The sequence below is a fragment of the Pseudoalteromonas sp. SWXJZ10B genome (assembly GCF_015864475.1).
In the GTDB taxonomy this organism is placed as follows: domain Bacteria; phylum Pseudomonadota; class Gammaproteobacteria; order Enterobacterales; family Alteromonadaceae; genus Pseudoalteromonas; species Pseudoalteromonas arctica.
The window spans coordinates 23,762-42,870 of the sequence record NZ_JADYXD010000006.1 but is presented as its reverse complement, the minus strand read 5'-3'; the positions used below and the strand labels follow the sequence as shown (position 1 = coordinate 42,870).

The 19,109-nt window shown below is 37.7% G+C and carries 23 protein-coding genes and 2 tRNA genes; 12 read left to right on the top strand and 13 right to left on the bottom strand.

From position 1 onward, the window contains the following. Positions 1–24: 24 nt before the first annotated feature. The 11 genes from nhaC to I6F54_RS07400 form a co-directional block, all read right to left on the bottom strand. Complete coding sequence (gene nhaC, locus I6F54_RS07450; RefSeq protein WP_197140573.1) at positions 25–1,488, bottom strand: Na+/H+ antiporter NhaC; 1,464 nt, start codon at positions 1,486–1,488, stop codon at positions 25–27. Positions 1,489–1,669: 181 nt separating this feature from the next. After that, positions 1,670–3,694, bottom strand: coding sequence for a carboxy terminal-processing peptidase (gene prc / locus I6F54_RS07445; protein ID WP_197140571.1), 2,025 nt, complete (start codon positions 3,692–3,694; stop codon positions 1,670–1,672). 26 nt (positions 3,695–3,720) lie between these two features. Then, complete coding sequence (proQ, locus tag I6F54_RS07440; protein WP_007586916.1) at positions 3,721–4,371, bottom strand: RNA chaperone ProQ; 651 nt, start codon at positions 4,369–4,371, stop codon at positions 3,721–3,723. Positions 4,372–4,386: 15 nt separating this feature from the next. Beyond that, positions 4,387–4,665, bottom strand: a complete 279-nt coding sequence (locus I6F54_RS07435; protein ID WP_002961910.1) for a hypothetical protein — start codon at positions 4,663–4,665, stop codon at positions 4,387–4,389. Then, the gene (locus I6F54_RS07430; RefSeq protein ID WP_197140569.1) at positions 4,665–5,123 is read right to left on the bottom strand and encodes a GAF domain-containing protein; all 459 of its coding nucleotides are present in this window, start codon (positions 5,121–5,123) and stop codon (positions 4,665–4,667) included. Before I6F54_RS07430 ends, I6F54_RS07435 begins: the two co-directional genes overlap by 1 nt. A gap of 128 nt (positions 5,124–5,251) precedes the next feature. Then, on the bottom strand, positions 5,252–5,632 hold the full coding sequence (locus I6F54_RS07425; RefSeq protein ID WP_007586920.1) for a hypothetical protein: 381 nt from the start codon (positions 5,630–5,632) through the stop codon (positions 5,252–5,254). A 174-nt stretch (positions 5,633–5,806) separates the two neighbouring features. Further along, positions 5,807–6,052 (bottom strand): hypothetical protein, encoded by a 246-nt coding sequence (locus tag I6F54_RS07420; protein WP_165727867.1) that lies wholly within the window; start codon positions 6,050–6,052, stop codon positions 5,807–5,809. A 13-nt stretch (positions 6,053–6,065) separates the two neighbouring features. Then, the gene (locus tag I6F54_RS07415) at positions 6,066–6,878 is read right to left on the bottom strand and encodes a CPBP family intramembrane glutamic endopeptidase (protein ID WP_007586924.1); all 813 of its coding nucleotides are present in this window, start codon (positions 6,876–6,878) and stop codon (positions 6,066–6,068) included. A gap of 118 nt (positions 6,879–6,996) precedes the next feature. Beyond that, the gene (locus I6F54_RS07410) at positions 6,997–7,893 is read right to left on the bottom strand and encodes a LytR/AlgR family response regulator transcription factor (RefSeq protein WP_231615207.1); all 897 of its coding nucleotides are present in this window, start codon (positions 7,891–7,893) and stop codon (positions 6,997–6,999) included. Positions 7,894–8,263: 370 nt separating this feature from the next. Further along, positions 8,264–8,354 (bottom strand) — tRNA-Ser (locus I6F54_RS07405). A gap of 83 nt (positions 8,355–8,437) precedes the next feature. Continuing rightward, a tRNA-Ser gene (locus tag I6F54_RS07400) sits at positions 8,438–8,528 on the bottom strand. A 251-nt stretch (positions 8,529–8,779) separates the two neighbouring features. Here I6F54_RS07400 and I6F54_RS07395 point away from each other — a divergent pair. From I6F54_RS07395 to I6F54_RS07365, 7 genes are read left to right on the top strand one after another with little or no spacing between them, the layout of a single operon-like run. Next, positions 8,780–9,445 (top strand): Bax inhibitor-1/YccA family protein, encoded by a 666-nt coding sequence (locus tag I6F54_RS07395; protein ID WP_007580214.1) that lies wholly within the window; start codon positions 8,780–8,782, stop codon positions 9,443–9,445. Between the two features lie 55 nt (positions 9,446–9,500). Next, the gene (tusD, locus tag I6F54_RS07390) at positions 9,501–9,854 is read left to right on the top strand and encodes a sulfurtransferase complex subunit TusD (RefSeq protein WP_165727865.1); all 354 of its coding nucleotides are present in this window, start codon (positions 9,501–9,503) and stop codon (positions 9,852–9,854) included. Further along, a complete protein-coding gene (gene tusC / locus I6F54_RS07385) occupies positions 9,851–10,207 on the top strand; it encodes a sulfurtransferase complex subunit TusC (RefSeq protein WP_007580210.1) in 357 nt (118 codons plus the stop codon). The genes tusD and tusC overlap by 4 nt, the downstream gene beginning before the upstream one ends. After that, positions 10,204–10,470, top strand: a complete 267-nt coding sequence (locus I6F54_RS07380) for a DsrH/TusB family sulfur metabolism protein (protein WP_007580209.1) — start codon at positions 10,204–10,206, stop codon at positions 10,468–10,470. Before tusC ends, I6F54_RS07380 begins: the two co-directional genes overlap by 4 nt. Positions 10,471–10,473: 3 nt before the next feature. Next, positions 10,474–10,803 (top strand): TusE/DsrC/DsvC family sulfur relay protein, encoded by a 330-nt coding sequence (locus I6F54_RS07375; protein WP_165727864.1) that lies wholly within the window; start codon positions 10,474–10,476, stop codon positions 10,801–10,803. After that, entirely contained in the window at positions 10,803–11,489 is a 687-nt protein-coding gene (locus tag I6F54_RS07370; RefSeq protein WP_165727863.1) for a pseudouridine synthase, read from the top strand. Before I6F54_RS07375 ends, I6F54_RS07370 begins: the two co-directional genes overlap by 1 nt. After that, positions 11,482–11,919 (top strand): NUDIX domain-containing protein, encoded by a 438-nt coding sequence (locus I6F54_RS07365; protein WP_165727862.1) that lies wholly within the window; start codon positions 11,482–11,484, stop codon positions 11,917–11,919. Before I6F54_RS07370 ends, I6F54_RS07365 begins: the two co-directional genes overlap by 8 nt. 50 nt (positions 11,920–11,969) lie before the next feature. On the opposite strand, the gene I6F54_RS07360 is transcribed toward I6F54_RS07365, so the two are convergent. Then, positions 11,970–13,241 carry a sensor domain-containing diguanylate cyclase gene (locus I6F54_RS07360; RefSeq protein WP_197140567.1) on the bottom strand — a complete coding sequence of 424 codons (1,272 nt, stop codon included), beginning with the start codon at positions 13,239–13,241 and terminating at the stop codon, positions 11,970–11,972. A 360-nt stretch (positions 13,242–13,601) separates the two neighbouring features. Between I6F54_RS07360 and mnmA the strand changes: the two genes are divergently transcribed. The 5 genes from mnmA to I6F54_RS07335 all read left to right on the top strand — a co-directional run bounded on the left by mnmA (position 13,602) and on the right by I6F54_RS07335 (position 18,565). Next, complete coding sequence (gene mnmA, locus I6F54_RS07355) at positions 13,602–14,702, top strand: tRNA 2-thiouridine(34) synthase MnmA (RefSeq protein WP_165741543.1); 1,101 nt, start codon at positions 13,602–13,604, stop codon at positions 14,700–14,702. Then, complete coding sequence (gene hflD / locus I6F54_RS07350; protein WP_197140565.1) at positions 14,702–15,304, top strand: high frequency lysogenization protein HflD; 603 nt, start codon at positions 14,702–14,704, stop codon at positions 15,302–15,304. Before mnmA ends, hflD begins: the two co-directional genes overlap by 1 nt. Positions 15,305–15,335: 31 nt before the next feature. Beyond that, positions 15,336–16,706, top strand: coding sequence for an adenylosuccinate lyase (gene purB, locus I6F54_RS07345; RefSeq protein WP_024589170.1), 1,371 nt, complete (start codon positions 15,336–15,338; stop codon positions 16,704–16,706). 88 nt (positions 16,707–16,794) lie between these two features. Then, positions 16,795–17,952, top strand: a complete 1,158-nt coding sequence (locus I6F54_RS07340) for a ribosomal protein uL16 3-hydroxylase (protein WP_166376827.1) — start codon at positions 16,795–16,797, stop codon at positions 17,950–17,952. A gap of 154 nt (positions 17,953–18,106) precedes the next feature. Continuing rightward, the gene (locus I6F54_RS07335) at positions 18,107–18,565 is read left to right on the top strand and encodes a GNAT family N-acetyltransferase (protein ID WP_010552647.1); all 459 of its coding nucleotides are present in this window, start codon (positions 18,107–18,109) and stop codon (positions 18,563–18,565) included. 62 nt (positions 18,566–18,627) lie between these two features. On the opposite strand, the gene I6F54_RS07330 is transcribed toward I6F54_RS07335, so the two are convergent. After that, positions 18,628–19,074, bottom strand: a complete 447-nt coding sequence (locus tag I6F54_RS07330; protein ID WP_007580192.1) for a DUF4826 family protein — start codon at positions 19,072–19,074, stop codon at positions 18,628–18,630. Positions 19,075–19,109: the final 35 nt, after the last annotated feature.

Below are 19,109 nucleotides of genomic sequence, written 5' to 3'. Positions count from 1 at the left end.
TAAGTTAAAAGGAGCTGTTTAAAATTAGGCGGATTGTTTTGGCTTAATACGTAAAATTTTAATGCCCAAGTAGGCATAAACCACCGCTAAAACAGGGTTAATTAAGTTAAAGAAAGCGTAGAGTGCATAATCAAAAGGATTTATTAGTAAAACGCTTTGCATATATGCGCCACACGTGTTCCATGGAATTAGTGGGCTGGTAATTGTACCGCCATCTTCCAATGTACGAGATAAGTTAACAGGCTTCAAACCACGTTTTTCATATTCATCTTTAAACATACGACCAGGTACAACAATTGCAATATATTGATCGGCCGCTATCACGTTAGTACCAATACACGTTGCTATTGTTGCCGCAATTAACGATCCCGTACTTTTAGCTATTTTAAGTATGCTTTTAACAAAAATATCCAAAAGGCCTGTTTTTTCCATAATGGCACCGAACATCAGTGCAGTCATAATAAGCCATGTGGTTGTAAGCATTCCAGACATACCGCCACCACTGAGTAGGGAGTCCATTTTGTCATCGCCTGTACTTATGCTAAAACCATCAAAAAACGTCGTCCAAACAAGCTTAAAATAGCCAACTAACTGCCCTTGAGAAACATCAATTTGACTAGCAATTAAATCAGATTGAAACAACATGGCCCAAACAGCGCCCACAACAGCACCGATAGAGATAGCAGGAAAGGCTGGCATTTTTTTAATCGCTAAAACTAAAAGTACAATTAGCGGGATTAGCATTTCAAAACCAATATTAAAGTTTTGCTGTAAAATAGCCCTTATTTCATCAATGCGCCCCGCTTCGCTTGAAGCAGTTGCGTTAAAGCCCATGAATATAAATATAATCAGCGCAATTACAAAACTTGGTACTGTCGTCCACAGCATATGTTGAATATGCTCAAATAAATCAGCGCCTACAACTGCTGGCGCTAAATTGGTTGTTTCAGACAGCGGGCTTAACTTATCACCAAAGTACGCGCCAGATATAACAGCGCCTGCTGTAACTGTTTGTTCAAGTCCAAGACCCGTTGCAACGCCTAATAAAGCAACACCTATCGTAGCGGCAGTAGTCCAAGAACTACCTATACTCATAGCTACAATGCCACAAATTAAACAACTCGCTGCATAAAACCAACTTGGGTTTATAACTTGCAAGCCATAATAAATTAAAGTTGGTACAGTTCCAGAAAGTAGCCAAGTGCCAATTAACGCACCTACCATAAGTAAAATTAGGATAGCGCCAAGTGAAAGCGTTATACCTTCGATCATAGCTTGTTCTAATTTTTTCCATGTATAACCGTTTTTAAGCCCAATTAAAGCCGCTGCAAAAGTAGCAAATAAAAGTGCAATTTGGTTAGGGCCTGATGAAGAGTTATCACCAAATAAGTAAACGGCAGCACCAAGTAAACAAATTAATACAGAGATAGGAATTAATGCATCAAAAAACGAGGCGGGCTTGATTGGTTTGTCATCCAATAGCTTCAAAGTAGAGACTCCTAGACACACTTACTGTGTGTTTAATTATTATTTTTAGCACGTAAAGCGCATTAATTGAGCATGATTGTTCTAGCTCAACTTTATGTAATCAAATATTATAACAATTTAGTAAATTTTAGGTAGTAAAAAAGGCGCTAATGCGCCTTTTTTATAGAGGTAAAACCAGTTGTTACTTCTTAGCTATACGACCATAATTAATATAATCTTGAGTAATTAATGCAGCTTCTTCCAAAAATGGGTCAAGCTCTTCAATTACTTCAGGTAAATCGTCTAAGTTTTCTACCGGATCTTTACCTAAACGCTTAAGACGTTCGTTAGTACGTACAAGTGCACGTGCTTCACCTTCATCTTTTTCTTTAATACGGTCTGCTTCAACTAAAGAGATAGTTTTACGGTCTTTCTCTTCGTTGTATAAGGTAATGTCATTAAATACATAACCAAATTCTGGTTCTGATTTAATTCGTACTTCGTGTTGTTTCTCAAGGTACGTAATAATAGGTGTTAAATTACCTAATTTTTTGTATTTCGCTTTAACAATGCTGTCCCAAGGAAGTGCATTATCTTGCTTACTTTCGCCCCACTCTGCAGGATCAATTGCTGATGGAAACGAAATATCAGGGATCACACCTTTATGTTGCGTACTACCACCGTTAATACGATAAAACTTAGCAATCGTATACTGTACGCTACCCAGCGCATTATCGTATAAATCGTAAGCGCGGCCTAAGCCTTTGTGCTGCTGTACAGTACCTTTACCAAAAGTCTGCTCGCCAATAATAACCGCACGGCCGTAATCTTGCATAGCTGCTGCAAATATTTCAGAAGCAGAGGCACTGTAACGGTCAACTAAAACAGTTAAAGGACCATCGTAATAAGTTATACCATCGCGATCTTTTTGCTCTTCAATACGGTTATTTAAGGTATGAATTTGAACAACTGGACCTTGGTCAAAAAACAAACCAGACAGTTGTGTTGCTTCATATAAAGAACCACCACCATTTTGGCGTAAGTCGATAATAATACCATCAACTTTTTCTTCTTTAAGCTTAGCCAGCTCAACTTTTACATCTTTCGAAAGATTATTGTAAAAGCCTGGAATTTCAATCACGCCAACTTTACTTGTTAAATCAGAGTATTTTGCTTCAAATACTTCTGATTTAGCCGCTCTATCTTCAAGTCGAATTTTATCACGCGTGATTTCAACAACTTTAGGTGCGCCGTGAGCGTCAACACCTTTTAAATACTGTAGACGTACTTTAGTCCCTTTAGGACCTTTAATTAAATCAACTACGTCATCTAAACGCCAGCCAATTACGTCTACAAATTCTTCGCCATCTTGGGCAACACCAATAATGCGGTCATCAGCTTTAATTTGATCTGTTTTATCTGCAGGGCCTCCCGGCACTAAGCTGCGAATAACAGTGTAGTCTTCATCTGGGCTTAGTACGGCACCAATGCCCTCAAGCTCTAAGTCCATATCCATTTTGAATTGCTCTGCACGACGTGGCGATAAATAAGACGTATGCGCCTCAATACTACGTGCTAGCGAATTCATAACAATTTGAAAAGCATCTTCTGAATTAGATTGTACTAAACGTTTTTCTGCATTTTTATAGCGTTTGGTCAGCACTTCTTTAATGCCTTCCCAATCTTTACCCGTCATTTTTAAACGCAGTGCGTCGTACTTTACACGCTCACGCCAAATTTCATCAAGCTCAGCTTGTGACAAAGGCCATGCTGAATCTTCACGGTCAAAAAAGTATTCATCTTCTTTATCAAACGTCATTTCTTTTTCAAGTAAAGTAAGTGAATACTCGTAACGTTCAAAACGGCGTTTAAGACTTAAGTTAAAAATATCAAACGTAAAGTCTAATTTACCGGTAGTAATAGCGTTATCAAAGTCATCACGATATTGCTCAAAAGAAGCAATATCGCTGGCTAAGAAAACGCTTTTATTAAAATCAAGGGATTCGATATAACGATCGTACACTTTACTAGAAAGCTCATCGTTAAATCGAACCGGTGTATAGTGTGAACGAGCAAATAAGCTAGCCACTCGTTTGCTAGCAGTACCATGTTGACTCTCTTGCTTAAGCTGGGGTAAATCGTCAATTGTAACGGCTTCTACAGCAGCAAATAATGAACCTGAAAACAGGGCAGCAACTAACGGAATGAGCGTAAACTTTTTACTCATACACAACTCCTTAATTTATTTACAACTTAAACGATGTATAAGCTGTCAGCTTTGGTTTTAACTTGCATACCAGTCACTAATTCAACATGAACGTCATCTTTGTTCACTTCAGTGATTACTGCATTTACAAGTGCTTGGCCAAGTTTAACCTTAACCTTATTATTAACCTTGACCTCAGTTGCTGGTAAAGGTTCAATTTTTCCTGAACGTTTAACTGGCGCTGCTTTAGCAGGTTTGTTAGCTGCAGGTGCGTTTTTATCGCCTGCTTTGCTAGCATGAGCTGGTTTTTTCTTGAAAGATTTAGAATCAGAATCTTGGCGAGGACGCTGTTGTTTTTTGCGTTTTGCCATTTTAGCACGGCTTTCTTCCAATGCTTTTTGTGCATGGTCGATATGCTCTTGCTCAACTTTTTCACCTTGATTACCATCAAGATCAATACGAAACTCTGACTTTGTCACAGCTTCTAAATAACGCCAATTAGACGTGTATTTTCTAAGCGCTTGACGAACTTGAGTCTTACTTACTTTTTCAGACCCTTCAATACGCTCAGCAATATCTTTAAAAATACCTACTTTAAGCGGCTTGATGCCATCTTTTTGTTTAAAACATTGTGGGAATTCTTGATATAAAAATTCCAACACTTCATTAATATCTTTTAGCTTGTTTGTGGTTTCCATTTTAGAACCTATTTTTCACATCTTTTCATCAAGGGACGAATCGACGTAGTGTGTTACCCAGTCGACCAACTCTTCGAAATCGGCTTCTATTACAGCCATATCACCCCGAAGGTGTTCCCAAATACCATTAATTGTTTCATCAATAAATTCACATTCTGAATCATCTGGAAGACGATCCCATGCAATATGAATTAAATCATTGAGCGTTTCCGCTACATGCTCTTCTTCGCCTTCCCAGTCGCCAACATCTTGCACAGCAAATAGGTAGTCTTGAACATTTAGCAAATCTTTCATTACAGGCTCGCCTCTAAGCATTTCACTAATGCTTCAAGGCCAGCTTTATCATCAGTATCAAATCGGCCAATACTTGGACTATCAATGTCTAGTACTGCGAATACTTTACCATGTTTCATGATAGGTACAACCACTTCAGAGTTAGACGCTGCATCGCAGGCTATATGCCCGTCAAAAGCGTGAACATCTTCAATTAATTGTGTTTCAGCGGTTGCCGCAGCTGTTCCACATACCCCTTTCCCAACGGGAATACGGATGCATGCAGGATTACCTTGAAACGGACCAAGTACTAATTCAGTAGGAGAATCCATAAAGTAAAAGCCCGCCCAATTTACATCTTCTAAAGAGGTAAATAACAGCGCGCTTATGTTTGCCAAATTGGCAATTACATTAGATTCACCAGCTATCAGCGATTCAGTTTGCTTAACTAATGACTGGTAAAAATCGTGCTTTTGCATACCAAACTACTTCTTATTAAACATACAGTAGCTAAAGGTACTCTTTGTCGTGAAAAATTGGAACCTTTTGGAGGTAAAAAAAAGGAAATCACACCGTTTATCAGCGTGCTTGGTTAATAATGCTACGATTATTTTTTTACCGATTTGCGAAGACCAAATAAAAACAGTCCGGCTGCAAATGCTGACATAACACTATTAATCAAAAATATCTCGCCAGTTGAGGCACTTAATAAGTAACTAAATATAGCGCCACCTAACAAACCAAGCGTTAATACACCTGAATAATTAACTTTAGAATACTTAAACATTAGTAAATACCCTGGCACAACAAAGGCCGCCATCGTTAAGCCTACAATATGTGCATTTGAGATAGCAGTCATCAATAGTTGAAAAAATACGGATAAGAAATCACCCTGTAGCGTTAGTGCATAATACAATCCTAACAAGCTACCAATAATTACCGGGGACAATAATGAAAGCGCGACACTTTTTGCGAGTTGATGTTTCATCTAATAATCCTTAATACAGAGTATAAATTTTAATGTATTAAGCATGCACCAAGATCTAAAGCTTAGAAATAGAGACTATGGTCGTAATTTATGATTAAAAATAAACCTTATTGCAGTATGAGCCTATTAATAAATTAATAGGCTCATACGTTTGGGTCATACTTATCAAAGTGCTTATAACTGAGCTATTTTATTTGATAACTCAAAGTGGCGAGATGTTACTATTTCCTCTAGCACTGCCAATCTTTTGTTCAACATCGCTGTTTGTTCCTCTAATTTTGTTATCTTATTATTACTCAGTCCTTTAAATTTTGCTTGCGCTGCCATTATTGTAGTTTTATAGGTGAAATAACGTTTAGTAATAGTAAGAATCACAAAGGGTGAGCTAAATATAGTTATTACAATAAATAGTTCTAGCATGGTCGTTTCCCAATCAATTTAAGTTAGCTTGTTGCGTATAAAGGCCACTTTTAGTGCATTGAAATAATTTTGATAATGTAACTTCGCGCTGCTTTCCTCGTCGAATTAGCATCTCAACATACACAATACTTAACACAATGGCTGTTGCTTTAAACAAGTTACCTTGTAGATCACCTACTGCGCCACCCGACATACCAAATATTCCGTAAGCTGCATTCATAAAAATATGCATCCACATAGGAAACCAAATACGATAACCACATTCACAATATAGCCACGCAAACCATGTACCTGCTACAGTAGTGATCGCAACCGCCATCAATGCAGAAATCGCATCATTACCTTGATAAATATGACCCAGGCCAAATATTACTGAACTAATTAATGCCGCAGGCACAAAGCCCCATCTACAATATTTAAATAAAACACCAAACAATGCAGCCCTAAAAATTAGCTCTTCAAAAAAACCCGCATAAACTGAGCCGGTGATTATTGCTGGTATTGATAGGTTAAGTTCATCACTCAAAAATCCATAACCTATTGCCATAGGAGCACAACAAATAATTGCTGCGAGTGCATAGTTAATAAAACCAGAAGAATTAAGCCCTATAGATTCAAAAGGCTCACTTTGTTTAAACAAAATAATAGCCGCAATAACTAACGGTCCATATAAAAAAGTATATTTAGCGGGGGTAAATAAAATGCCAGTTAGATTATCAAGTTCAGACAACCAGCTAGACCAACCTTCTCCCCAAAACTGCCTCATTACATAGTGGCAAAATACAAATATAGAAATTATTACAAGTGCCTTGATAGCGTATTTCATATCTACTTTCCTCGTTAAGTTGTAAATTTCAACTTAATCTTGGCAATAGTAAAAATACAAAGCGACTTATTAGGTCTCAATTACAAGACGAGGTATAAAGCCCATGTTTTAGGGGGGATTAACATGTTTTTGGGATTAATGACAAAGCATCTTTTATTACTTTTACATAAGAACGAGACACCGGTATTTTAATATCAATTGTATGCAGCGATAATTGCAACCCTCCAGCATTACCACTGTAGTGCTGAATGTTTTGCAGGTTGACCGCATAAGAACGGTGGCATCGTAATATAATTGTATTTTCTGGAAGCTGCTTTAATAAACCGCTAAGAGATACACGTAATAGTTTACGTGAAGTTGAAGCTCCTTCCAGTATTGTTATTTCACAATAGTTGTCTGAAGATTTAATAAATAAAATATGGTGATGAGCCGTGTTAATTTCGTCGTTTTTATTATCGCCTTTAAGAGTAATTGTCTTTAATTCAACTTCTCTCAACTGCTCTTGATCGACGCTAACTGTACTTGGCTTAGTTAAATCTATTACATGCCTATTTACCACAAGTAAAAAAATAAGAGGAAATACACCAATACAAAAAATATACCCTACAAAAAGTAATTGATTCTGCCAATGCCAAGACCCAAGTACAGCAACCACAAAATACCCATGATTGAATAACGCAGTAATTAAAATATATGTAACAGGAATAATAATTAAACGGCTTAATTTACTTAGCTTAAACTTAAGTAACACTATTTCTATGAAACCTGACAATAGCAAAGCACAAAAGGTTACTAACCCATAGCCAAAAAGCCGCAGAAACTTGTAAGACTCGGTATCGCTTGAAGTGCCAAAAGGTTGAAATACAAAAAGTACAAAAAGCGCTATAAACGAAAACATGACGGCACGATATACAACTAACTTTCTCGAATCTAGATCATCTTTGAGCCACAACATCCTATTTTGCATACCTTTAATCCACCAATGTTTAAAAATAGCACACATTAATATGTGCATTCCAACTCATTTAAAATTTTTTGTGATGGTAGTTTTATTAAAAACAAAAAAAGGAAGAGAACATCAACGTTATTTAACAGCAGAAGGTGGTGTGTGAGCAATTCTATCTGCTTTTAAGATTTTACTAATGAGAGATAAAACATGTAATACCAATTCGCTTAATTAAGTGGTCTATTTTGAGGGCGGAAAAACGTGTTGATAGCTAGGCAAAAAATCCGCTATTAGTTGTTCTAAATGAGAATTTTTTAATGCAGGGAACGACACGTTTAGCCCCGCAAAATGATTAAGTATTATTACGGATTGGTATAAGTGCACTGATTTTGTTCCAAACACAAAAAAGCCCGCTAAATTAGCGGGCTATTTTGTTATATGGTGGAGAGATAGGGATTTGAACCCTAGATGGGCTATAAACCCATGCCGGTTTTCAAGACCGGTGCATTCGACCACTCTGCCATCTCTCCGATACTGCTAAGTTAAAAGTAAGAGTGTACTAATAACTATTTAAATGAATGATACTTTAATTACCACACACTTATTAAATAAGTGGTGGAGAGATAGGGATTTGAACCCTAGATGGGCTATAAACCCATGCCGGTTTTCAAGACCGGTGCATTCGACCACTCTGCCATCTCTCCGCACGGCCTGCATAATAGGGAAACCCATCCCTTTTGTGAAGCTTTTTTTTAAATTAATTGTTTAAGTGCTTAAAAAACAATTAATTTGTCTAAAGTTAGAACAAAGTGTTTTTAATTTAGCCGTCAATACTCTTTTATTTAAATATTTAACTCTATTGATCTACAAAGGTTTGCCCAAACATATAAGAGTTGGTAATCTAATTTTAGTTAAATTATCGAAACACACACGTTTCACTTAAAGGAGCTCTACAATGGCGTTTAATCAATCGTACAATACCGCGAAACCGGTAATGTCTACCATTGAAACAAACAAGGTACTTAAAAACACCTACTTTTTACTAGCTATGACACTTGCTTTCAGTGCTGTTACAGCCGGTATTTCAATGGCACTACAATTACCTTACTTTATGGGAATTGTGTTTACACTTGTTTCGTTCGGTTTATTATTTGTTGTAAATAAAAAAGCAGATACAGCATCTGGTGTATTTTGGGTGTTTGCTTTCACAGGTTTAATGGGGGCTGGCTTAGGTCCATTACTTAACCATTATGCTGCAATGCCTAATGGCCCAATGCTTATTATGCAAGCGTTAGGTTCTACGGCGCTTATCTTTTTTGGTTTATCTGCTTATGCACTGAACACTAAAAAAGACTTCTCATTTATGGGTGGCTTTTTAACGGTTGGCTTAATAGTTGTGATTGTAGCTAGCATTGTTAATATTTTTGTTGGCAGTTCGCTGATGTTTATGGTTCTTAATGCTGCAGTTGTATTGATCATGTCTGGTTTGATTTTATTCGATACAAGCCGAATCATTAATGGCGGCGAAACCAACTACATTCGCGCAACAGTGTCTTTATACCTAAGCGTATATAACTTATTTACGTCTTTACTTGCTCTACTTGGCGCAAGTGATGACTAATTAAATAGTTCTGTTAAAATAGCCCCTTAATTGGGGCTTTTTTATTGGAATTGTTTTGTCACGTTTTGTTCTTTCATTACATACACCACCATCCGATCACGATACCACGCAAAGATTAGTTAAGTTTGCGAATGCATGTTTAGCCCAAGGGCACACCATTGATGCTATTTTTTTATACCAGCAAGGTATTTATCATGCATCTACCCACTTTGATTTATCCTCAGACGAACTACAAATTTCAGCACTTTGGCAGCAACTCGCTGATCAAAAACTAAATTTAATGCTGTGTGTTACCGCCGCTGAAAAACGCGGGTTAGATATTAAAAACACAGGTGTATTTGCAGTCGCAGGGCTAGCTGAATTTGCAATGCTTGCAAGCGACGCTGATAAATGGGTGCAATTTAAATGATAAACGTATTAGTAATGAGTCAGTGCAGTCCATTTGACGATTTAAATATTCGTGATGCACTTGATATGACATTGATATTTGCTGCCGTTGACCAAAATGTGAGTTGGTTGTTTAGCGGCCCCGCCGTTTTGGCTTTAAAAAAGCATCAACAACCAAACAATATTGGATTAAAAGATTTTTTTAAAAACATTAAAACACTCGAAATTTATGATGTTGAAAACATCTACGTGTGTGAAAAGTCATTGCTTGATTATGGTTTAAATAAACATGATTTGCTCATAGAGGCAAAAGCACTCAACTTTAGCCAACAACAAACATTAATTAAAGCGCAGCAACATGTGGTGAATTTATGAGTACATTACATATTTTTTCTAAGCCGCTTAACTATTATTCGGCAAATCAGCTAGAGAACTTAATTTTATCAGACGATAACGTGCTACTTGTTGGTGATGCCTGCTTTGCAAAAAAACAATTTAGGCAATTTGCAGATACACTGTTAATACTTGAACAAGACGCGCAAGTACGTGCAATAAAATTAACAGATAACGATAAAGCCATTAGCTATGAAGACTTTGTAGCACTCACTTTATCAACTAATCAATCAATTACGTGGTAACTCATGCTTGAATTTAACAACCAACAGATTGAAACCGACAAACAAGGCTACTTGCTTGATCATACTTTGTGGTCAAAGGAGCTTGCACCTGTAATTGCTATCCAAGAAAACATTACACTTAGTGAACAACACTGGGAAGTCATTAACTTTGTTCGTGATTTTTACATTGAGTATAACACCAGCCCAGCCATTAGAATGCTTGTAAAAGCAATGGCTAAAGCACTCGGTGAAGACAAAGGAAACAGCCTTTATTTGTATAAATTATTTCCTAAAGGCCCTGCTAAGCAAGCAACAAAAATCGCCGGATTACCAAAACCAGCTAGGTGCATATAATGAGATCTAAATCAGGCAATAATCAAGTAACTGAATCCAAGCCAAAAAGAAGTACAGGGCGCACTTATTCACGCAGTGCACTTAACAAAACACCTTCTGGTAAAAGAGAAATAAAGCCACAAATAGCATCTAAAGACAGAAAAATTGTGTTATTCAATAAACCATTTGATGTGCTATGCCAATTTACAGATGACGCCGACAGACAAACGCTTGCAGAGTTTATCCCTATTAAAGAAGTTTACGCAGCAGGAAGATTAGACAGAGACAGTGAAGGTTTATTGCTTTTAACAAACTGCGGTAAATTACAAAACACCTTAACTGCACCTGATAAAAAAACCAATAAAACCTACTGGGCACAAGTTGAAGGTGAACCAACAAGTGAATCAATTAACGATTTATGCAATGGCGTAAAACTTAAAGACGGGCTAACACTCCCTGCTAACGTTAAAATAATAGATGAGCCTACAATTTGGGCGCGTAATCCCCCTGTACGCGAGCGAAAAGCAATCCCAACTACGTGGCTAAGTATCACCATTAACGAAGGTAAAAATAGACAAGTTCGTCGAATGACCGCACATATTGGCCACCCTACACTTCGCCTTATTCGCTATAGCATTGGCAACTATACGTTAGATGATATTAATTGTGGTGAATACAAAGTAATTAAGGGTGTAGTTGATGCATAAACCGCATGTCACGGTTGCAGCAATAGTAAAAAAGCAAAATGAGTTTTTGCTCGTCAAAGAGCGCGATAAATTTACACAGCAGGTTTGCTACAATCAACCTGCTGGTCATTTAGAACAAAACGAAACTCTTGCACAAGCCGCAAGCAGAGAATTACTTGAAGAAACAGGCTTAGCGCTTGAGCCAGTCGGCTTTTTAGGTGTGTATAATTTGCATGCCGAAAATGGAGTACACTATTTACGGTTCTGCTTTTTATTTGAAGCGCTCGATAACATACAAACTCCAGTGCCAATAGATACCGATATAATCAGCGCCAATTGGTATACGTTTGAGCAAATCAAGTCATTACCGCTTAGAAGTCCCCTGGTAATAAAATGCATTAACGACAGTCTAATGCGCCCAATGTTGAGCCTTGAAACTATTTACAACTAGTCGCTATCAAAGCTTGTTTTAATTTATGCGATAAACATAACTGTAAATAATTAAACCGAACTTAACGCTATGCAATTCCGCCCTTGTTTTTTAGCATAATACAGGGCACTGTCGGCTGCTTTCACAAAGCTGACTTTATCGTCCGTTGTATAGTCGTTTATTGTATTAATTCCCATACTGATAGACAAAAAACCAGTGAAACTATCTTCGTGCGCAATAGCTAAGTTCTCTACCGCCTTTTGTATTTGCTCAGCTATAAACAAAGCACCTTGCCTATCTGTTTGGGGTAATAAAACGACAAACTCTTCTCCACCATAACGAGCAACAAAATCTTCTGGTCGACTTACCGTAGAAGCAATTTTTTGAGCTACGTCATATAAGCAGGTATCACCAGCAACATGTCCATATCGGTCATTGAACTGTTTAAAATGATCAATATCGATAATAATCATCGATAGCACGCCCTCACAGTCCTTTGCACGCTCAAACTCATGCGTAAGCTTGTCTTCAAATCGTCGTCTATTCGCAATTTTGGTTAGTGCATCCAAAAAAGCCATATCTCTAAGTATATCTTCAGCTTCTAAACGCTCTGTCGCATCATTAAAAACCGCCAAAAATTCCTCTCCAATATCAATCCCTGATATTTCCATCATCACTTGTGAACCATCACGACAAGACACTCGATAGTTATTTGCGGGTATGTCGTTATTATTATTCAGCGCCTTTTCAAGTGAGTCTTGCCACAGGTCTTTTACAAGTGCTCTGTATTGCGGATCTGGATACGCTTTATCCCACCACGACTTCAGGTTAGGAACATCTTCTACTGTATAACCGAATACGTCGACAAACCGTTGATTTACTCTTAAAATATCTCCTGTTTTAGCGCATACGTTACATACTGGCATAGGGAGAACAGTGAATAACTTTGCATAATGGCTTATCTCGTGTTTGCGCATCGGATTAAGTGTACTTTGAGATAAGTAACTCATTGGCATATCATTTTTTTCAATACTAAGCTTTTCATTCATTTCTAAAGCAAAATACCATTCAAGCCACCAGTGCTCTACACGCTCAAGCACCTTTAGCTCAACATTCTTTTTAGCGGTTGAACGTTTAATTAAACTAAATAGCTCATGTACATAATTAGGCTCTTGAAAAATATGAGGGTTCTTGAGTTTTATTAACTCGTAAAAAAGGTGATAGGCTGACTTTTTAAACTCTGTCGTTTTACTGGAGAGTAATTCACTATCCACAAAATCAGATTCGTTTGTGTAGTGTTCAACTAAAGAATTTATCTTGTTTATTTGATAGGCGTAATTCATATATTCATTCCATTGACTATATATCAAGCGACTTAAAGTGGTTTACATTCATATACTCACCACTATATTTATTTTATTAAGTGTATATTTACTCTAGTAGTTTTAAAAGGAAATACTATTAATAAAACTTAATAACTACATGAATTAGTCTATAGCCCTAATTCATTAGTTCAGATCACTTAAATTTCACTGAAGCTTCAGCTCAATAACGCGTTTAAGTCTAGTTTGCTATTTGTTATATAAATAAAATACTGACTAATTCCTCTCTTTGCGCCCTTAGTCTCTTTAAGCACAAACAAAATACATGCTATAATCGCGGCCTTTCCAAGTTAACAGCAATCTGTATAAGCGAAATTATTCATGAGCGAAAATAGTCACATTAAAGTCATCGTTGGTATGTCCGGCGGTGTTGATTCTTCTGTATCTGCATATTTATTACAACAACAGGGCTACCAAGTAGAAGGCCTGTTTATGAAGAACTGGGAAGAAGATGACAATGATGAATACTGTGCTGCCGCTGATGATTTAAAAGATGCGCAAGCAGTGTGCGACAAATTAGGCATTGAGCTTCACACTGTTAACTTTGCAGCAGAATACTGGGACAACGTATTTGAGTACTTTTTAGCAGAGTACAAAGCAGGCCGTACACCTAACCCAGATATAATGTGTAACAAAGAAATTAAATTTAAAGCTTTTTTAGAATTTGCAGCTCAAGCGCTAGGCGCAGACTTTATTGCAACGGGTCACTATGTTCGCCGTGAGCTTCGCGATGACAAATACGTAATGTGTCGCGGGCTTGATAACAATAAAGATCAAAGCTACTTCTTATATACCTTAAGTCATGAACATATTGGCCAAACGTTATTCCCTGTAGGTGATATCGAAAAACCTGAAGTACGCCGCATAGCTGAAGAGCAAGACCTAATCACTCACGATAAAAAAGATAGCACTGGTATCTGCTTTATTGGTGAGCGTAAATTTAAAGACTTTTTACAAAAGTTCTTACCAGCACAACCTGGCGTTATCGAAGACACAGACGGTAATGACGTAGGCGAACACGAAGGCTTAATGTACCACACACTTGGACAACGCAAAGGCTTGTTAATTGGTGGAATGAAAGAAGGTTCTGGTGAGCCTTGGTACGTAGTAGATAAAGACCTTGAGCGAAATGTACTTATTGTGGGCCAAGGTAAAGATCACCCTCGCCTATACAGCAACGGTCTTAACGCAAACCAACTTCACTGGGTAGACCGTATTGGCCCTAAAGGCACAACTCGCTGCACAGTAAAAACGCGTTACCGCCAAGAAGACTTAAGCTGTACCCTACTTGTAGGTGAAGACGGCATGGCCCGCGTATTGTTCGACGAGCCACAAAAAGCAGTGACGCCTGGTCAATCTGCCGTATTTTACGCAGAAGATATCTGTTTAGGTGGCGGTATTATTGATTCGGTGATTAAGTAATGAATGAACACCAAGTCATGGCGCTTGCCGCCATGTGCCAGGCTGCTAAACAAATTCAAAAAATTGCCCAATATGGCAACAATAACGAACATGATTTAGAAATATTACTTTCAAGTATTATTCAAACATCTCCGGCATCGCCAGAAGATGTTTATCAAGGCACTGACAACTTACGTGATGGCTATAAAACATTAATGGCACAGCTTACTGCTGGCGCTCAAAAAGATGTTGAAATAGTTAAATACGTAGGTGGTTTAATGCAACTTGAGCGCGCACTGAGCGCAAACGACAAAAGCTTAAACGAATTAGGTAAACGAATAGATGATATTCATCGTCGTTTAGATCATTTTGCTATTACCGACGAGAGCGTTGTCGCCGGTTTAGCAGATATATACTCGTCGGTGCTGAGCCCCCTTGGGCACCGAATACAGGTTTATGGTAAACCCGAGTTACTAAAACAGCAGCTCACTCAAAATAAAATCCGTGCATTATTATTAGCCGGCATTAGAAGTGCAGTGTTATGGCGTCAAATGGGCGGCAAACGCCGTCACTTTTTCTTTGCAAAAAGAAAAATACTCGCCATTGCTAAAACAAAAATTTAACTATCGTTCAAACTAAAATTTAGGAGTTATTATGGAGCTTTCAGCGTTAACGGCTATCTCTCCAGTGGATGGTCGCTACGGCAGCAAAACCACTGAACTACGCAGTATTTTCAGCGAATTTGGCTTAATCAAATACCGCGTAATTGTTGAAGTGCGTTGGTTGCAAGCGTTAGCTGCAGCAAGCGATATTAAAGAAGTACCTGCATTTAGCGAAGAAGCTAATGCACTTCTAAACGCCATTGTAGATAACTTCAGTGAAGCTGATGCACAACGCGTTAAAGATATAGAACGCACTACAAATCACGATGTTAAAGCGGTTGAATACCTACTAAAAGAAAAAGTCGCCGATAACAGTGAGCTTCATGCAATAAACGAATTTATTCACTTTGCTTGTACTTCAGAAGATATTAACAATCTATCTCATGGTTTAATGCTAAGCGAAGCGCGTAAAAATGTTTTACTTCCTTATTGCGATGAACTTTTAAGCGCAATTAAAGCTAAAGCAATTGAATACAAAACAATCCCAATGATGACTCGTACGCACGGACAACCTGCTACACCATCAACTATGGGTAAAGAGTTTGCTAACGTATATATGCGCTTAAAGCGTCAACGCGGGCAAATTGCACAAGTAGAGATGCTAGGTAAAGTTAATGGTGCTGTTGGTAACTACAACGCTCACCTTAGCGCATACCCAGATTACGACTGGCATACACATGCAGATAAATTTGTATCAAGTTTAGGCTTAACACTAAACCCATTTACTACACAAATTGAACCGCATGACTATATTGCAGAATTATTTGACGCAATTGCACGTTTTAACACTATATTGTTAGATTTCGACCGTGACATGTGGGGTTACATTGCCCTTAATCACTTTAAGCAAAAAACAATTGCTGGCGAAATTGGCTCATCAACAATGCCACATAAAGTTAACCCAATTGATTTTGAAAACTCAGAAGGCAACTTAGGCTTAGCAAATGCTATTTTTGCTCATCTTGCACAAAAATTACCCGTTTCTCGCTGGCAGCGTGACCTTACTGATTCAACGGTATTACGTAACCTAGGTGTAGGTATGGGTTATGCAATTATTGCATACCAATCAACACTTAAAGGTGTAAGCAAGCTTGAAGTAAACGAGCAACGTTTAGCTGACGAGCTTGATCAAAACTGGGAATTGCTAGCCGAGCCGATTCAAACAGTTATGCGTAAATATGGTATTGAAAAGCCATACGAAAAACTTAAAGATTTAACACGCGGTAAACGTGTAAACAAAGAAATAATGGCTGACTTCATCGATGGTTTAGACCTTCCAGAGCACGCTAAAGTAGAAATGAAAAAACTAACACCTGCTAATTACATTGGTCGTGCTGTTGAGTTTATTGATGATTTAGTTTAAAAACTAAATTGCTCTTTTAAAAAGCGAAAGGATCATCCTTTCGCTTTTTTTGTTTTAACCCCATTGCACTAACTAGTAGGCATAATGTATGTATCAATTAAAAATAAATAATTTGTCTGAGCAAGAGTTTTTAAGCCATTTTTGGCAAAAAAAGCCGCTTTTAATCAAACAGGGTTTTGCTAATTTTCAAGACCCGCTTGATGCTAATGAACTTGCCGGCCTAGCAATGGAAGAAAGCATAGAGTCACGTATTATCACCAATCATAAAAATGACTGGCAAACGCACCAAGGTCCATTTGAAGACTTTGAGCAGTTAACAGACGATCATTCTACATTGCTCGTGCAAGCAGTTGATCACTGGCATAGCGAAGCTGCACAACTACTAGAGCCATTTAGGTTTATTCCAAACTGGCGCATAGATGATTTAATGATCAGCTATTCAACGCCTAATGGTGGTGTTGGCCCACATTTAGACCAATATGACGTATTTATTATTCAAGGCGAAGGTAAACGTCATTGGCGTGTAGGCCTGCCCGATCCAACACTTAAACAGTTTGCTCAAAACAAAAAGTTACTGCAAGTTGAACCTTTTGAAGCCGTAATTGATTGCATATTAGAACCAGGCGATATTTTGTATATTCCACCAGGGTGCCCTCACGAAGGTTACGCTGTAGAAAACGCACTAAATTATTCAGTTGGTTTTAGGGCGCCAAATCAACAAGATTTATTGTCGAGCTTTGCCGATCATATTATTGATACCGAAAGCGGACAAAAACGTTATACCGATCACAACATCACACTAAGAAAATCAAAAGGTGAACTTACAAACCTTGAAGTTGATAAAGTTAAAACACTGATGGCGGCACTTTTAGAAAATGACGATTTATTTAAACAATGGTTAGGCTCAACGCTTAGTCAGCCCAAGCATGAAATGGATTTAGCACCAGTAGAACCTCCATTTACACCTGAGCAAATAAGCGATGATTTAAGTGATGAAGAAGCTGTGTTTGAGCGTTTAGGTGGCACGCGTGCTATTTATCAGCAGCTCGATACCGAAGTGTTATTAAGTGTAAACGGTGAAAATTACGCTATGCCATTAACTGACTTAGCGGCGGTAAAACTACTTACCGATAATACTGAATTTGAAAGTTCAGCATTAAATTTAACAAACCCAAGTTTAGTTTTTACTCAAACTTTTACTACACTTGTTAATGAGGGGCTTTGGTTTAATATAGACCAAGAGTAATAATACCAATTTTATTAATAATGGTGAGCATTTTGCAGCGTAAAATATTATGTATACAGGTTAGTTAAAAATTTTAATTTTCACCTGATATTGGCTTAAATAATTTTGCTGTGATTGCTTACTCATTTTAATTGGCTATCAATAGGAGTTTGCAATGGGCTATCTGGTTGATAAGGTTGAATGGGATATAAAAAAAGATATGCTACAAAAAATTCGAGAGCGAGTTTTTGTTTACGAGTTACATATCCCCAAGCACATCGAATTTGATAGCCTAGATAAAATTGCATTACATGTACTTGTTACAGACGATGCAAACTGCCCTATTGCAACAGGTCGGCTGTGTACAGATGGCTTAATCGGCAGAATAGCGGTATTACCCGAGCACCGTAATCGCAAAGTATATAAATCGCTTCTTAACTTTATTGTTGAATTAGCTTCCAACCAAGGTATAGAAGAAGTAAGCATTAATTGTATTTTAAATGAGGTAGAGCGTTTTAAGCGAAATGGCTTTATTCAGCAAGGAAATGTTTTTATGGAGGCGGGAATTCCTAGGCAACGTATGCAATGCTCTGTTTCGGCGTTTAATACAACCCCCTTCACACTTGTCCATTAGATAAAGAAAAGGGCTATAAATAAGCTATCACCCTCTACATTGTTACTTAACCCAAACTGTAGTTACTTTGGTTCATTTGCCCACAGCGGTTCATTATCATACATTTCGTACAAGCCATGTGCTCTATTTATAAGTAAGTTAGCAAAATCTACCTGCGTTTTATCACGCGCGCCTGTACTCATAATTTGATCCGCTTTTAATTGCCACTGCAAAGAAAAATAACGCATTGCATCGCGAGCATCTGTAGCTGCACTTACTTCAGCATGATCTGTAGGTAAGCGCCCTGTTACTACCCAATATGTTTTACCGTTTTGGGCTTTAAATTTCCACATTGCACAAAGTGGTGCTAAAAATCGGCTGTCTTTATCAACTACTGATTTTGGCATAATGCCCTTTTCGGCTAAATGTTTTTGCGCTGCTTGAAAACATTCGCGTTGCCACTGCATTCTTTGCTCATCAGTTATAACTTGCTCTTTTGCTGTTAACGGCTTTTTTTCTTGTTGTTGCATTTTTAATAACCTTTTACTTCTTTTTTAACACTCTA